Genomic DNA, 16146 nt, shown 5'->3' on the forward strand with positions numbered 1-16146 from the left:
GCGGAAAACGCTCGAAGCCCGTCACCTGGGAAGGCGAACGGGCTTCGGGAAAAGAACGATGTGCCCCCAACGGGATTCGAACCCGTGCTACCGCCTTGAAAGGGCGGCGTCCTAGGCCGCTAGACGATGAGGGCTATCGGCCCACCTGGGCGCTGCGGTGCAGCGCGTCGGGGACGTGAGAAGCATATGGGATGCGAGGAGGGATCGCCAAAACGATTGTCGGGCGGAGCTGGCAGCAACGACCGACCACTGCCGGCACCGGGTGACGGCCACGGCCACGGCCAGGCCACGGCCACGCCTCCCGCACCGACCCGTCCCACAGGGCGGCCCGGTGCGGGAGGCGCCGGAGCTCAGCTGGTCGCCACCGGCTTCCCCGTCTGCTGCTCACCCTTGTCCGACCCCTGCTGCTCCCTGATGGGGAAGGCCAGGGAGTCCTCCAGCATCTTGATCAGGCTGGCGCGGGGCAGGAAGCGGAAGAAGGCGTCGCGCAGGGGGCGGAGGATGCCCGTGGCCTGCTCGAAGGAGCTGAGCCGACGGGAGGCGGCGACCATGCCGCTGGTGCGTTCGCGGCGCTCGTCCTCGTAGCGGCGCAGGGCGGCCGGGAGGTCGGTGGCCGATTCGAGGCAGCGGCCGAGGACGACGGCGTCCTCGATGGCCATGCCGGAGCCCTGGCCGAGGCTGGTGAGCATCGGGTGGGCGGCGTCGCCGAGGAGGGTGACCGGGCCCTTGCCCCAGCGGTCCAGGAAGGCGCGGTCGCGGGAGGGCACGGCGATGATCGACTCCTCGGGAGTGGAGCTGATCGCCTGCCGCACCTCGTCGGCCCAGCCCTCGTAGGAGGCGAGGACGTCGTCCTTGGTGCCCTGCCAGTCGTGGGAGCGCTCGGTGGGCATGTTCTCGGTGCCCCACCAGTAGAGGGTGCCGCCGCCCATGTCGACCAGACCGAAGCGCTTGCCGCTGCCCCAGAAGTGCACGACGGAGCCGGGCGGGAAGTTCGGGTGCGAGAAGGGCACCAGGCCCAGGTAGCAGACGTAGCCGCTGTCCTGGGACTCCTCCGGGGCGGGGCCGACGAGTTGGCGGCGGATGACGGAGTGGAAGCCGTCCGCGCCGATGAGTACGTCGCCGTGCGCTTCGGTGCCGTCCTCGAAGGCGACCCTGACGCCGTCCTCTTCGGACTCGAAGCCGGTGGCCACGGCGCCGGTGCGGATCGGGATGCCCTCGGCGGCGTCGAGCAGGGCCTTCTGCAGGGCGGGGCGGGTGATCAGGACGCTCGGTATGCCGATCCGGTCGATGATCTCCGGGAAGGGGAACTCCCGGATCGGCCGTCCGGCGGCGGTGCGGACGTGGTACGACTCGAGCGTCTGGCCGTGCGCGGCCAGGTCGATGCCGAGGCCGAGCGAGTCCAGGGCGCCGATGGCGTTGCTCATGACGGACAGGCCGGAACCGGCCGCCCGCAGTTCCCCGGCCCGCTCGTGGACCTCGACGTCGAGTCCGGCGCGACGCAGCGAGATCGCCGCCGTCAGTCCGCCGATTCCCGCGCCGATAACGAGGGCCTTCTTGGGTGCGTGCTGTGTCACTTCAGTGTCCGATCAGTTCGGTGACGGCCTTGACCAGGTGGGCGATGTGCGGTTCTTCCATGATCGTGAGGTGGTCCCCGGGCACGTCCACCACGGTGAGTTCACCCGCGGTGAGTGCGCCCCAGCCGTTGGCCGGGTCCTGGTGCAGGGACTCGGCGTGGCTGTGCATGGCGTCGAGGACCGCGGGCAGCGGCTCGGAGGCGTGCAGGAGTACCAGGTCCTGGTCGACCACGTCGGGCCGGTAGGCGGCGGTGGCCCGCCAGTTGGCCTCGTAGACGCGGAAGAGGCGGCGTACGACGGCACCGGTGCTGCCCGCGGGGAGGACTCCCTCGTCCACCGCCAGCCGGGCGATGAACTCGAACTTATCCTCCAGGGTGTCCAGTTCGGCGGGGATCACCTCCATCGGGGAGTCGCCGCCACGCTGGAGCCACAGCAGTTCCCAGAAGAACCACCCGAGCAGGGCGTCGTCGTCGGTCCTCTTGTGGGTGCCGAACTTCAGCGCCACGGTGTCGAGCAGGATGACGCGTTCGGCCTTTTCCCCCGCGGCCCGCAGCTGCCGGGCCATCTCGAAGGCGACGAAGCCGCCGAAGGACCAGCCGCCGATGGTGTACGGGCCGCTCGGCTGTGCGCGGCGCATGGCGGCGACGTAGGAGGCGGCGATGTCCTCCAGGGTGGTGAGGGGTTCGGTGCCGTGGTCGCCGCCTGCCGCCTGGAAGGCGTAGAACGGCTGGTCCTCGTGGAGGTACTTGGCGAAGGGGACGTAGCACAGGACGTTGCCGCCCATGGGGTGGACGAGGAAGAGCGGGCGCCGTGAGCCCTTGGTGCGCAGCGGCACCAGTGGGTCGAAGGCGGTGGTGGCCCCGCCGGAGCGCAGTCGCCGCGCCAGTTGCGCGACGGTCGGCGCGGACACGAACTCGGACAGCGGCAGGGCGGCGCCGTAGCGCTGTTCGAGGATGACGACCAGGCGCATGGCGGTGAGCGAGGTGCAGCCGAGTTCGAAGATGTTGTCGTGGACGCCGAGTGAGGGCAGTTCGAGCAGGTCGCAGATGACCTCGGCGAGGGTGCGTTCGTAGGCGTCCCGGGGCGCGGTGGCCTCGGTCGCGGCGGCCGTGGTCAGGGGGAACCGGCGCAGGGCGGCGTCGTCGCGTTTGCCGCTCGGGGTGAGCGGGAGCGCGTCCAGCCACTCGAAGTGCGAGGGCACCAGGTAGTCCGGCAGGACGGTCCGCAGCTGCTTTCCGAGCAGGGTCAGGTCCGCGCCCGCCGGGTCGCCGACCAGGAAGGCGGCGAGGAAGGAGTCGTTGCTCTCGCGCCGCCGGGCGACGACGGCCGCCTCCGAGAGGCCGGGGTGCATGGCCGCGAAGCGGGTCACGGCCAGCTCCACCTCGGCCGGTTCGACCCGGTAGCCGCGCACCTTGACCTGGGAGTCGGCCCGGCCGAGGCAGACCACGTCGCCGCCGGGCAGGGCGAAGGCCAGGTCGCCGGTGCGGTACAGGCGGCCGAGCGGATGCTCCACGAAGCGTTCCGCGGTGAGCTCCGGCTGGCCGATGTACCCGTCGGCGAGGCAGTCGCCCGCGAGGTACAGCTCGCCCTTGACCCCGGTCGGCACCGGCCGCAGCTCCTCGTCGAGGATCAGCAGCCGCGAGCCGTCGACGGCGGTGCCGATCGGCGGCAGCGCCGGGAAGAGGGCCGGGTCGCCGCTCATCGTGTACGAGGCGACCACGTGCGACTCGGTGGGCCCGTACTGGTTCTCCAGGATCACCCCGGGCGATGCCGCGCACAGGGCGCGGATTTCGTCGGTGACGCGCAGCTGCTCGCCGGAGGAGATGACGGCCTTCAGGCCGCTCGGCGCCAGGTCCAGGGCGGCGGCGGTCTCGGCCAGTTGCTGGAGGGCCACGTAGGGGAGGTAGATCCGCTGGACGCGTTCGCGCTCCAGCAGGCGCAGCAGTCCGGGCAGGTCGCGCCGTTGCTCCTCGGTCAGTACGTGCAGGGTGCCGCCGCTGCCGAGAGTGGCGAAGATCTCCTGGAAGGAGACATCGAAGCTGAGCGGGGCGAACTGCGCGGTGGCGCCGCCGGGTACGCCGCTCGGGATGCCGTTCTGCCAGTCGATCAGCTGCGACAGCGAACGGTGCGGCATCGCCACGCCCTTGGGGCGGCCGGTCGAGCCCGAGGTGAACAGCACGTACGCGGTGTCCGTGGGCGAGATCGCCGGGAGCGGCCCGCTCGCCTCGGCGCCGCCGAGGGCCTCCTCGGCGAGGAGTACGGGCGCGCCCTGGCCGAGCGGCGCGATGTGCGCGGCATGGGCGATGACGCTGTGCGGCCGGGCCTGTTCGACCATGGCGGCGAGCCGTTCCGCGGGGTAGGCGACGTCGAGCGGGACGGCGGCGGCGCCCGCCTTCAGCACGCCGAGGGTGACGGCGACCGTCTCGGGCGAGCGCTCCATGGCGATGCCGACCCGGTCCCCGGAGCGCGCGCCGCGCGCCAGCAGGGCGGCGGCCACCCGGTCGGAGGCACGGCCCAGTTCGGCGTAGGTCCAGTGCTCCTCGCCGAAGGCGAGGGCGCGGGCCTCGGGAGTACGGGCGGTCTGGGCGGCGACGGCGGTGACGACGTCCTGGGGCTCGGCCCCGGTCCGGGTGGTGAGGATGTCCTGGGGCTCGGCCCCGGCGGTCGCCCGGCCCGGCTGCCCGTCGGTCGGGGTCAGGAAGCCGAAGTCCGGTGCCTCGTCGGCGTGTTGGACCAGTCGCTCCAGGATCGCCGTGAAGCGGTCCCCGTACAGCTCGGCCTGCGCGTGCGTGAAGGTCTCGCCGTGGTGGTCCATCCGCAGCCGCAGGGCGCCGTCGCGGGGGTCGACCACGGCGTTGACCAGGAGCTGGAAGTTGGTCTCCTCCCAGGTGCGGAAGTCGAGCAGCCGCACTCCGGGCAGTGCGAGCACGGCGGTGAGCTGGCGGAAGTGGACGTAGTTGAAGGCGGTGTCCACCACGGTCCGGCCGAGGTCCTCCTGCACGGCGCTCAGCGGGTAGCGCTTGTGCGGGTGGCTCTCGCGCTCCAGCCGGAACGCCTCGCGGGCCACCTCCGCCCAGCTCGACCGGGCGGTGTTCAGCCGCAGCGGCAGGGTGTTGAGGAACAGCCCGGCGGTGCGGTCGGCGTCCTGGACCTCGGGGCGGCCGTGGGCCACCAGGCCGGTGGTGACGTCCTCGATGCCGGTGAAGTGCCGCAGCGTCAGGCAGTGCGCCGCGAACAGCACCGACTTGAGCGGCAGCGCGCGCTCGTTGGCGAACTCCCGTGCCGCGTGGACCAGTTCGTCGGGGATGCCGATCAGCCGGGTGATCTGCTCCGGTGGCCGGACGTCCTCGTGGGGGCGGAAGCCCGCGAGGCGCAGCCGCGGGGCCCCGGCGAGCAGCTCGCGCCAGAACTCCCGGGTGGGCGCCGACTCCAGGGCCTGGCGCTCGGCGCGTACGTGGTGCGCGGCACTGGGCGCGGCCGGGTCCGTGACGGCGGCCACGTCGAGGCCGCGGGCGTGCAGATGGTCCTGGAGGAGTTCCTGGATGAGGTGGGCGACGCTGCCGCCGTCGAGGATCGCGTGGTGGAAGCTCAGCACCAGCTCTACGGAGTCCGCCAGTACGTACACCTGGAAGCGGTGGAGCGGAGCCCGGGCGAAGTCGTAGTGGTGGAAGCGGCGTTCGTCGACGTGGGCGCGGATCTCGGCACGGGCCGCCTCCTCGTCACGGTCGCGCAGGTCGGTGATGCCGAGGCCGTCGGTGACCTCGGTGTGGACGATCTGCAGCGGCTCGGAGTGGCCGCCGAGGTCGAAGGAGGAGCGCAGCACGGGGTGGCGGGCCACCAGCCGGTCGAAGGCGGTACGGAAGGCGGACTCGTCCCAGTCGAGGGCGAGGGAGTACTGGAAGACGTCGTGGTAGACGGCCGAGTCCTCCTGGGCCCTGCTGTGGTAGAGCAGTCCGAGCTGGAGCCGGGTCAGCGGATGGGCGTCCTCGCGGCCCTCCAGGCGGCCCCGGTCCACTGAGGAGATCAGCGTGAAGGGCGCGAGCGGCGCGGAGTCCGCCGCGTCCGCCGGGGCGGTGGCGGTGGAGCGGGCGGCCACCTCGGCGACGGTCGGGTGGCGCACCAGGTCGCCGAGGGAGAAGTGCACTCCGGCCTGCTCGGCGCGGGCACGGATGCGCAGCATGGTGAGGGAGTCGCCGCCGAGCGCGTAGTAGTCGTCGTGCACGCCGACCCGTTCGACCTCAAGGACCTCGGCCCAGATTCCGGCCAGCAGCGCCTCGGTCGCATCGCGCGGAGCGCCGTCGCCGCGGCCGCTCGCCGCCACCGGGGCGGGCAGGGCGCGGCGGTCGGCCTTGCCGTTGGGGGTGAGCGGTACGGCGTCGATCCGGACGAAGTACGCCGGGAGCATGAACTCCGGCAGTACGGAGGCGAGTTCGGCGCGCAGCCGGGCCGGGTCGAGGGTGTCCGCGCTGACGTAGTAGCCGGTGAGGAAGGTGCCGCGGGTCGGTGACCGGTGGTCGGTGACCACCGCGTCGCGCACCCCGGGCACCGAGGCGAGGCGGTTCTGGACCTCGCCCAGCTCGACCCGGTTGCCGCGGATCTTCACCTGGCCGTCGATGCGGCCCAGGTACTCCAGGTCGCCGTCGGCGAGCCTGCGGGCCAGGTCGCCGGTGCGGTACAGTCGCCCGCTCCCGGCGAAGGGGTCGGGCCCGAAGCGCTCCTCGGTCAGCTCGGGACGGCCCAGATAGCCGCGGGCCACCTGGACGCCGCCGATGCACAACTCCCCCGGTACGCCCGGGGGTTGGAGGTTGCCCTGCGGGTCGAGCACGTAGAGGCGGGTGTTGTCGACCGGGCGGCCGATGGGCACCCGGCGCACCGGCTGCGAGGGGTCGGTCGGGCAGTCGTGGTACGAGACGTCGACGGCCGCCTCGGTGGGCCCGTACAGGTTGACCAACCGGGGCGCCGGGCCCGGTCCGTCGGCGAAGACGCGGTTGAACTGCTCCACGCGGGCCGGGGGAAGCGCCTCTCCGCTGCAGAACACCTGGCGCAGCGAGGCCACTTGCGCGCGGGCCTCGGCGGAGGCGTCAAGGAGGTCGAGGAAGGGCGCCAGCATCGAGGGGACGAAGTGCACGGTGGTGACGGCCTGTTCGGCGATGGCCCGCGCGATGTCGCCCGGGTCGCGCTGGGCGCCGGGCGGCAGCAGGGTGAGGCTCGCGCCCTCGATGGCCCACCAGAACAGCTCCCAGACGGAGACGTCGAAGGAGATCGGCGTCTTCTGGAGCAGGGTGTCGCCTTCCCCGACCGGATAGCGCCGCTGCATCCAGGCGAGCCGGTTGACGACCGAGTGGTGCTCGACCATCACGCCCTTGGGGCGGCCCGTGGAACCGGAGGTGTAGATGACGTACGCCAGGTCGGAGCCGGTGGCCAGCGGCTCCAGTGGCCCGTCCGGGCCGGTCAGGCAGTCCTCGACCGCAAGCACGGACACCTCGCCGACCTCGCCGACGTCGTCGGCCTCGGTTTCCGGCAGTACGGTCCCCCGGTCGGTGAGCGCGACGGGGGCGCCGCTGTCGCGCAGCACGAAGCGGATGCGGTCGGCGGGGTAGCCGGGGTCGACGGGGACGTAGGCGCCGCCCGCCTTGAGTACGCCGAGCAGGGCGACGATCAGCCGCGGGGAGCGGTCCATCAGGACGGCCACCCGGCTGCCGACGCCGACGCCGCGGGCGCGCAGCGCGCGGGCCACCTGGTTGGCCGCGGCGTCGAGTTCGGCGTAGCTGAGGGCGTCGCCCCGGGCGCCGGTGACGGCGGTCCGGTGCGGGGTGCGGGCGGCCTGCTCGGCCACCAGCTGGTGCAGGGTCTTCTCGGCCGGGTACGCGACGGGGGCGTCCTGGCCGCCGTGGACCAGTGCGGCGTATTCCGCCTCGTCCAGCATCGGCACGGTCAGCGCGGGGCGTTCGGGTTGCTCGACGCCGTTGCGGAGCAGGTTGAGCAGGTGCGCGGAGACCGATGCGATGGGCAGGTCCTCGTCGAAGATCTCCGTGGCGTAGTCGAAGTCGACGCGCAGGTCGCCCCCGTCGCCGAAGGCCCAGATGACCACGGCCAGCGCGGAGCCCTCGTGCAGCGGCGCCATGAACACCGTCTCGCGGTCCAGTCCCTCGGGCGCCTCGCGGGGCGGGTAGCGCAGGTAGGACAGCGTGACGTCGAAGAGCCTCCGGGAACCGGCCTGGTCGGGTGCGAGGGAACCGAGCACCTCGCCGAGCGGCAGCCGCTCGTGTTGGTGCAGCCGGTCCGTGTCGCGGCGCACTTCGGCGGCCAGTTCGGCCAGGGTCGCCTCGGGCGGCACGGCGACCCGCAGCGGCAGGTTGTTGGCGCGCTGCCCGGCGATGCTCAGCTGGGCGGCACCCCGCCGGTTGAGGAAGGGCACCCCGAGCACGACCTCCGGACGGGAGTGGACCCGGGCCAGGTAGGTGGCGAAGACGGCGGCGAGGTAGGCGAAGGGCGAGCTGCCCTGGGCGCGGACCCGGCGGACCAACTCGCCGTCCACGGTGAAGGAGTGCCGGGCCCGGCGGGCCCCGCCGGGGTGCTCCGCGCCGCTTCGCGCGAACAGGGCCGGGCTCGCCCCGGCGAGGTAGTCCCGGTGGAAGGCACGGTCGCGCGCGTGGTCCGCGGAGGCGCGGTAGGCGGCGTCGTCCTCGACCAGGGTGCGCACGGAAGGGGGCGCGGGCGGCTCGGCGGGGGCGGATCCCGCCGCCGCCGTGAGCCGTGCGTACTCCTCCCACAGCTGGCGGTCGATCTCGTTGCCGGACCAGCCGTCCATGAGGAGGTGGTGGGTCTTCAGGTGCAGATGGAGTACGGAAGGGCTCTCGCGCAGCAGGGTGGCGACGACGAGACGCGTACGGCGCGGGGGGAAGGGGCGGACGAAGGACTCCTCCCGCCAGGCGGCACAGGCGGCCGCGGGGTCCTCGGCCCCCGACAGGTCGAGGTGTTCGACCCACGGTTCGGAGTCCGCCGTCTCTATCCACTGGTAAGGAATTCCGTCTTCTTCATCGAAACGCAATGAGAATGCATCATTCCGCTTGAGGGTGCGCGTCAGGCTTTCCGTCAGCGCTGCCACGTCGACGGCCCCGGAAAGTCGCTGGTACAGGACACCGTTGAACTGTGGATCGCCGACGGCTGCCGCCTCGGCGGTCCAGATATCGTGCTGGTAGGCAGACAGAGGTATGCGCCGGGAAGCGGGCACGGGCCTTCCTTCAGTAGACAAGGGGTATCGGGTTCCGTTTATCGAAGGTCACCACCCGACACTCATCGACCCTATGTCCCGTCAGGTGGACGCTGTGGCCAATCTTCCTGAACCGGGCTCGCATCCCCTAGGAGATCGGCTGGTCAGGGAGCAAGGGGAACCCCCCGACGACAGTAGGTCCGTGATCGTAACCGGAAATGACGAGGGAATTAACACCGGTCTCATAAGGCTGCGGGGCAGCGGCTGAGGGGCGGCGTCCGGCACGGGGCGAAAAGACGTGCACAGTGATTCTGTGGCCGAATATCCCTGGGTATGGCGAGAAGCGGAGCGGCCACTTCCTCGTTAACTTCGGGAGATCCCGCGAGAATTCGCCCTACTATCCATCGAGTGAGTTTTTTCACGTCGGATGCACGGGAGAGTTGTGGCGGGGTTGGGTGCCGAAAAGGGCAGTCAGCAGCCTCGTCAGCCCCACCCCACCCCAGCCGCGGAACTACCCCCACCCCAGCTCATGCAGCCGCTCATCCTCGATCCCGAAGTGGTGGGCGACCTCGTGGACGACGGTCACGGCGACTTCCTCGACGATCTCCTCGGGGGCCTCGCAGTAGCGCAGGGTGGGGCCCATGTAGATCGTGATGCGGTCGGGGAGCACGCCGGCGTACCACTCGCCGCGTTCGGTGAGGGGCGTGCCTTCGTAGAGGCCGAGGAGTTCGGGGTCGTCGGAGGGGGGTTCGTCCTCCACGAAGACGGCCACGTTGTCCATCACCCGGGTCAGCTCGGGCGGGATCCGGTCGAGGGCCTCGGCCACCAGCTCTTCGAAGGCGTCGCGTGTCATCTCCAGCACATGCCCATTGTCCGGGACGCGGCCGGATACGGGAGGTGGCGTGCGCCAGGTGGCGCGCGGGAGGTGGCGTTTGCTGACCCCGAGGCCCGGGTCAGCTCGTCTGGGCCGTCAGAGCGCGGGTCGACAGCAGGCGGGTCATGGATTCCAGGTCCTGGCTGTCGTAGCGGCGGCTTTCGTTGTCCTCGCCGACGATGGCGGTGAGCACGGTGCCGGTGCGGACCAGGGTGCAGCGGGTGGTGTTGGCGTTGTAGCCGTCGCCGCGGTTTTCGGTGAGGGCGAAGGCGAAGGTCTCGTCGCCGATCCGGGGCATGGCCAGCGGGGTCGCGCCGTCGGTGCGTGCTTCCTCGCTCCAGGTGTCGAAGGCGCGGCGGGCCGCGTCCGTGTCCGGGAAGGCGGCGACGATGAAGTCGGTTTCCATGCTGTAGGTGCCCGCGTACTCGGCCTCGCCCCGGTAGGTCGAACCGTCGTCCTCGCCGGAGACGTCGGCCGAAGGTGCGGTGAGCTCGGTCCAGCCCGTGGGCAGGCTCGCCGTGTCGGGCAGGACTTCGAGGAGCCGGTCCGCGCTGGTCAGCGGGGCCATGGCGGCGTCGCCGTCCAGGCCGCCCGCGGAAGCGCCGCCGTCCGAACCGCCCGCGTCGCCGTCGCCCGCCTCACCCTCGCTGGCCCCTCCGTTTCCGGAACCTGAGCCTGAGCCCTCCCCGTCCTCGCCCGCCGGGCCACCGGTCCCGCCCGGGTGCTGGGCAGCCGGACCGTTCGACCCCCGCCCGTCGTCGGAGTCGACGAGTTCGGTGGCGGTGAAGACGAGCAGACCGGCGAGTACGGCCAGGGCGAGGGCGGCGAGGGCCAGGGCGGTGCGGCCGGAGGGGGTGTTGTTGAAGGTGACGGGGCCGAGCGAGATCGTGTTGCCGCGCACTTTCGAGCCGCCGTCGATGACGACGCTGTGGTGGTACTGCCGGGGCGCCTCGCCCGGCGGCGGTCCGGCCAGCGCCGCGGTGAGCCGGGCGGCGAAGTCGGGGTCCTCGGTGAGGTGTGCGGCCACCGCCTCGCGCAGGCGGGCGACGGTCTCGGGGTCCTGCGGCCGCTCCTCGGTGGCGTCGAGCGCGTGCTGCCCCTCGCTGCTGCGGCTCAGCTTCTCGCGTACGAGACCGGCCACCGTCTGTCCGATTTCGGTGCCGACGCCGGTGGCGGCTCCCGAGGACAGCCCTGTCACCACACGTACGGCCACTGCGACCAGATCCGAAGACTCCACAGACTCCACGCCCACCCATCCGAGCCGTACGTGCGCCGGTCCGGCCTCCGAGGTGCTGCGCCGGACAACCAAGTATGAGTCAACTCACGGTCATATCCCAGGAGTTGAGCACGTGTCGGGACCGGTGCGGTCCGTGGTGGTGCGGGGCGCCGCAAGGGCGTGAAGTGCGCACGCCGGGCGTACGCGGTGCGTGTCCTCTTGTGCGCCACGGGAGTTGGTCAGTCCGGTGTCCGTTCGCCCGGGGCATTCGGTGGCCCCGCGACCCGCACACCCGTCCGACACGACCGTCCGACCAGTGCCTGTGCCCGTACCCGAACCAGTGCCTGTACCTGTGCCTGTGCCCGTACCCGAATCCGTACCCGTGCCGTCCTGCGCCGTGCCGCATCCGGAGGTGGCTGTTTTGCGTTCCTTGTCGTTGGCCGTTCCGTTGAGTCTGAGCGTTCCCCGTCCCCTGCCCGTGCGGCTGGCCGCCGTGGCGCTCGTGGTCCTCGCGGCCGCGGGATGCGTGAAGGTGGCGGGCGACGACGGCGGCCGCCGTCCGCAGGTCCCGGACGGGCAGGGGGGTGCCGTGGCCGGGGTGGACGCCGGGGACACGGTGGGCGGCGAGGGCGCCGGGGCGCGGTCCGAGCAGGGGACGGGCCCGGACGGGGCGCAGGAGAGTCCGTCCGCTTCCGCGTCGGCCCCGGACGCCGAGCGCGGGGACGGCGCCTCGCCCTCCGCGCCGGCGGACCGGAGCCCGGGCCCGGACGGGGCCTCCGGGCCCGCGGCCGGAGGTTCCGGCGGCAGTGACGGCGCGCCTACGGACCGTCCGACCGCGCCGGACCGGCCGACCCCGCCCGCGCCCGGCGCGACGCCGACCTCGCCGCCCGGCGAACCCTCGCCCGAACCGACATCCGGCGGCGAGGGCGACACGAGTCCGAAGCCGTCACTCCCGGCGAAGTGACTTTCCGGGCCTCCTGCCCACCTGTCGGGCCCGTCAACTTGCCCACCCTGCCCTGCTGTTGAGCCGCCAAAGCCCCAGCGCCCTGCGGGGGCGCCCCTCGCGCGCTCACCCCGATATGGCGCACCTCACAACATCCACCTCCGCCCGCCTGCTCCCCGCCCCCGCGCCGCCCGCCGAGCTGACCTGCTGAAACGGTTACGGTGGGGTGGCGGGGCGGTGGCCACCAGCCGGTTTGCTCCGTGGGGGCGGGGGTGCGTATGGTGGTAGATCGTTTGATCCCATTTGCCCGGCGCAGCTCCTCACCGTACGAGGAACGAAGCGCGCCGCGTGTGGCGCGTACTCCCCCTAGCCGTGGCTGGACCGCATAGAGGCGGTCGATTGCGAGAACTCACGGAGTTTTGGGCGCGCGTGCCGAGACTCCGGAAGGTTTCGCATTTCGCATGTCTGTTTCCAGTACTGACCAGGTCCAGGCCGAGGCTCCGAGCCAGGCCGAGAACAACCCGGCCGACACCACCGAGGCCACTGCCGCCGCTGCGGAGAACACCGCCTCGGACACCGTCGACGCGGAAGGCGCCGCCGACGCCGCCCCCGAGCTCACCTTCGGCGACCTCGGTCTGCCCGAGGGCATCGTGCGCAAGCTCGCGGCGAACGGTGTGACCACGCCGTTCCCGATCCAGGCCGCCACCATCCCGGACGCGCTCGCCGGCCGGGACATCCTGGGCCGCGGACGCACCGGTTCCGGCAAGACCCTCTCCTTCGGTCTGCCGCTGCTCGCCACCCTGGCGGGCGGCCACACCGAGAAGAAGCGGCCGCGTGGCCTGATCCTGACGCCCACCCGTGAGCTCGCGATGCAGGTCGCGGACGCGCTCCAGCCCTACGGCGATGTGCTCGGCCTGCGGATGAAGGTCGTCTGCGGCGGTACGTCCATGGGCAACCAGATCTACGCGCTGGAGCGTGGGGTCGACATCCTCGTCGCCACCCCGGGCCGCCTGCGCGACATCATCAACCGCGGCGCCTGCCAGCTCGACCAGGTGCAGATCGCGGTGCTCGACGAGGCCGACCAGATGGCCGACCTCGGCTTCCTGCCCGAGGTCACCGAGCTGCTCGACCTCGTTCCGCCGGGCGGCCAGCGGATGCTCTTCTCGGCGACGCTCGAGAACGAGATCGACACCCTCGTGAAGCGGTACCTGAAGAACCCGGTCACGCACGAGGTCGACCCGTCCGCGGGCGCCGTGACCACCATGACGCACCACATCCTGGTCGTGAAGCCGCGCGACAAGGCGCCGGTCACCGCCGCGATCGCCGCGCGCAAGGGCCGCACGATCATCTTCGTCCGCACCCAGCTCGGTGCCGACCGTGTCGCCGAGCAGCTGCGCGACGCCGGAGTGAAGTCCGACGCGCTGCACGGCGGCATGACGCAGGGCGCGCGCACCCGCACCCTCGCCGACTTCAAGGACGGCTACGTCAACGTCCTGGTCGCCACCGACGTCGCCGCGCGCGGTATCCACGTCGACGGCATCGACCTGGTCCTGAACGTCGACCCGGCCGGTGACCACAAGGACTACCTGCACCGCAGTGGCCGTACCGCGCGGGCCGGACGTTCCGGCACCGTCGTCTCGCTGGCCCTGCCGCACCAGCGGCGGCAGATCTTCCGGCTGATGGAGGACGCGGGCGTGGACGCCTCGCGCCACATCGTCGGTGGCGGCGGCGTCTTCGAGCCCGAGGTCGCGGAGATCACCGGTGCCCGTTCGATGACCGAGGTGCAGGCCGAGTCGGTGGCCGGTGCCGCCAAGCAGGCCGAGCGCGAGGTCACCCAGCTCACCCGTGAACTGGAGCGCGCCCAGCGCCGTGCCACCGAGCTGCGCGAGGAGGCCGAGCGTCTTCTCGTACGTGCGGCCCGCGAGCGCGGCGAGGACCCGGCCGAGGTCCTGGCCGCCGCCAACGGCGGTGCGCAGCAGCCGAGTTCGGCGGACGAGCAGGCGGCTGCCGCCGATGTGGCCGTGACCGCCGAGACCGGTGGTTCGGTGCCCGAGCAGCCCGCGACCGAGGCCGTCGACCGCGAGGTGCGCCCGGCCCGCGACGAGCGTCCGGCCGCCGGCCGTGACGAGCGCCCGTTCGGTCGTACGGTGCGCGAGGAGCGCGGTTCGTACGAGCGCCGGGACGGTGACCGTGGCGGTTTCCGTCGCGACGACCGCCGGGACGACCGCCGGGACGACCGCGGTGGGTTCAACCGTGACCGCAACGACCGTGACCGGGGCGACCGGGGCGGCGACCGTGGTGGTTTCCGCCGGGACGACCGACGCGACGACCGTCGTGACGGCGACCGTGGCGGCTTCCGTCGCGACGACCGCCGGGACGACCGACGTGGCGGCGGCTTCAACCGCGACCGCAACGACCGCGACCGCGGCGGCGACCGTGGTGGCGACCGAGGCGGCTTCCGCCGGGACGACCGTCGTGACGACCGCGGCGGGTTCAACCGTGACCGCAACGACCGTGACCGGGGCGACCGCGGCGGCGACCGTGGTGGCTTCCGCCGGGACGACCGACGCGACGACCGTCGTGACGGCGACCGGGGCGGCGACCGAGGCGGCTTCCGCCGGGACAACGACCGTGGCGGCTTCAACCGCGACCGTGGCGGGGACCGTGGTGGTTTCCGCCGCGACGACCGTGGTGGCCACCGCGCCGGTGACCGTCCCTTCAACCGTGACCGCCGTGACGACCGTCCCTCGGGTGGTCACCCCTCGGGCGGCCACCGTTCCGCCGGGCACGACCGTCCCTTCGGCCGTCGTGACGACCACCGGGGCAGCGGTTTCGCCGCCAACCGCCGTGAGGACAAGCCGCGTTGGAAGCGCAACGGCTGACGGAGTTCCGTCCGGCGCTGCGGCCGTAACCGTGCTGTAGTGCTGTAGCCGTCCTCGCGACGACACGTGCACCGAGGCCCGGCCCGATCCCCCCAAGGGGACCGGGCCGGGCCTCGTTCGTCGTGTCTCCCGGAGCCGTGTCTCCCGGGGAAGAGGGCCCAGCCGCCCTCAGAGCAGCCGCCCCCTCAGGGCAACCGCCCTCAGACCAGATGCACATCCGGCACGTAAAGAATCCACTTGCCGCCGCTCGCCCGGAACGCCGACTCCTTGGACATGATCTCCTCGGCGTGGTTCCAGGCGAAGAGCAGGGCGTAGTCCGGGTACGGGGACGCGAAGCGGTCCGGGGTGACCACGGGGAGGTGGGAGCCGGGGGTGAGCTTGCCCTGTTTGGCGGGGGTGGTGTCGGTGACGAAGGGGATCAGGTCGGGGCCGATACCGCAGTAGTTGGCGACGGTGGCGCTCTTGGCGGTGGCGCCGTAGGCGACCACGCTGTGGCCCTCTTCCTTCAACTTGACCAACAGCGCGATGAGTTGGTCGCGGATCGCGGCGACGCGGGTGGCGAAGGCGTCCAGCGTGGCGGGCTCGGTCAGGCCGCGTTCGGTCTCCTCGGCGAGGAGCGCGCCGACGGCCTCGGCGACCGGGCGGGCGCCCTTGCGGGCCAGGGTGTAGCGGACTTCGCCGCCGTGCACGGTGAGCCGTTCGACGTCGACGAGCTCGAAGCCGTGGCGGGCGGCCAGGGCGGCGACCGAGCGGGCGGTGAAGAAGTAGAAGTGCTCGTCGTAGATCTGGTCGAAGGAGGCCCGCTCGACGATGTCGCCGAGGTAGGGGTCCTCGAAGACGAACACGCCGCCCCCGGTGAGCACCGCGTCCAGGCCTCGGAAGATCGAGTCCAAGTACGGGATGTGGCACAGGGTGTTGGCCGCGTAGACGACATCGGCGCGGCCGTCCTCGGCGGCGATCTCGCGGGCGGTCGACTCCTCGAAGAAGGCGGTGCGCACCCGGATGCCCTTGCCGCGCGCCACCTCGCCGACTCCGGCGGAGGGCTCCACGCCGAGGTGGCGCACCCCGGCCTCGTGCACGGTGCGCAGCATCACCCCGTCGTTGCAGCCGAGTTCGACGAGGAAGGAGTCCTCGCCGGTGAGTTCACAGTCCAGGAAGTGCCGGGCGGTACGGGTGAAGTGCTCGCGCATCACCGAGGAACCCGAGGAGTGGTACGGGTAGTCGGCGTGGAACATCTTCTCCCGCGGTACCTCCTCCAGGAGTTGGACCATGGTGCACTCGGTGCAGTGGCCGACCGCGAGCCGGAAGAAGAACTCTTCGTCGGTGGCGTCCGGGGCGCGGAAGGCATCCGAGACCGGCTGCCGTCCGAGGTCGAGGAACTCGCGGAGCGCGCCGCCGCAGATACGGCAAGGCGGCGTGGTGGCAGGGTAGTTGGCGGGCGCGG

General features: G+C 72.1%; 7 protein-coding genes and 1 tRNA gene. 2 read left to right on the top strand and 6 right to left on the bottom strand.

Annotation, left to right across the window (positions count from 1 at the left end):
• Positions 1 to 61: 61 nt before the first annotated feature.
• The 5 genes from HUT18_RS18060 to HUT18_RS18080 all read right to left on the bottom strand — a co-directional run bounded on the left by HUT18_RS18060 (position 62) and on the right by HUT18_RS18080 (position 10907).
• Positions 62 to 134: transfer RNA gene (locus tag HUT18_RS18060), tRNA-Glu, on the bottom strand.
• Positions 135 to 350: 216 nt separating this feature from the next.
• Positions 351 to 1574, bottom strand: a complete 1224-nt coding sequence (locus HUT18_RS18065) for an FAD-dependent monooxygenase (RefSeq protein WP_176101664.1) — start codon at positions 1572 to 1574, stop codon at positions 351 to 353.
• A 1-nt stretch (position 1575) separates the two neighbouring features.
• On the bottom strand, positions 1576 to 8808 hold the full coding sequence (locus HUT18_RS18070; protein ID WP_254878672.1) for a non-ribosomal peptide synthetase: 7233 nt from the start codon (positions 8806 to 8808) through the stop codon (positions 1576 to 1578).
• A 490-nt stretch (positions 8809 to 9298) separates the two neighbouring features.
• Positions 9299 to 9649, bottom strand: coding sequence for a metallopeptidase family protein (locus HUT18_RS18075; RefSeq protein ID WP_176101665.1), 351 nt, complete (start codon positions 9647 to 9649; stop codon positions 9299 to 9301).
• A gap of 91 nt (positions 9650 to 9740) precedes the next feature.
• Positions 9741 to 10907, bottom strand: a complete 1167-nt coding sequence (locus HUT18_RS18080; RefSeq protein ID WP_176101666.1) for a hypothetical protein — start codon at positions 10905 to 10907, stop codon at positions 9741 to 9743.
• Positions 10908 to 11370: 463 nt separating this feature from the next.
• Between HUT18_RS18080 and HUT18_RS18085 the strand changes: the two genes are divergently transcribed.
• Together HUT18_RS18085 and HUT18_RS18090 are read left to right on the top strand one after the other, a co-directional pair.
• Complete coding sequence (locus tag HUT18_RS18085) at positions 11371 to 11841, top strand: hypothetical protein (protein WP_176101667.1); 471 nt, start codon at positions 11371 to 11373, stop codon at positions 11839 to 11841.
• A gap of 440 nt (positions 11842 to 12281) precedes the next feature.
• Positions 12282 to 14702 carry a DEAD/DEAH box helicase gene (locus HUT18_RS18090; RefSeq protein WP_176101668.1) on the top strand — a complete coding sequence of 807 codons (2421 nt, stop codon included), beginning with the start codon at positions 12282 to 12284 and terminating at the stop codon, positions 14700 to 14702.
• Between the two features lie 200 nt (positions 14703 to 14902).
• On the opposite strand, the gene HUT18_RS18095 is transcribed toward HUT18_RS18090, so the two are convergent.
• Positions 14903 to 16105 carry a class I SAM-dependent methyltransferase gene (locus HUT18_RS18095; RefSeq protein ID WP_217710570.1) on the bottom strand — a complete coding sequence of 401 codons (1203 nt, stop codon included), beginning with the start codon at positions 16103 to 16105 and terminating at the stop codon, positions 14903 to 14905.
• Positions 16106 to 16146 lie beyond the last annotated feature (41 nt).

The sequence above is a fragment of the Streptomyces sp. NA04227 genome (genome assembly GCF_013364195.1).
GTDB lineage: Bacteria > Actinomycetota > Actinomycetes > Streptomycetales > Streptomycetaceae > Streptomyces.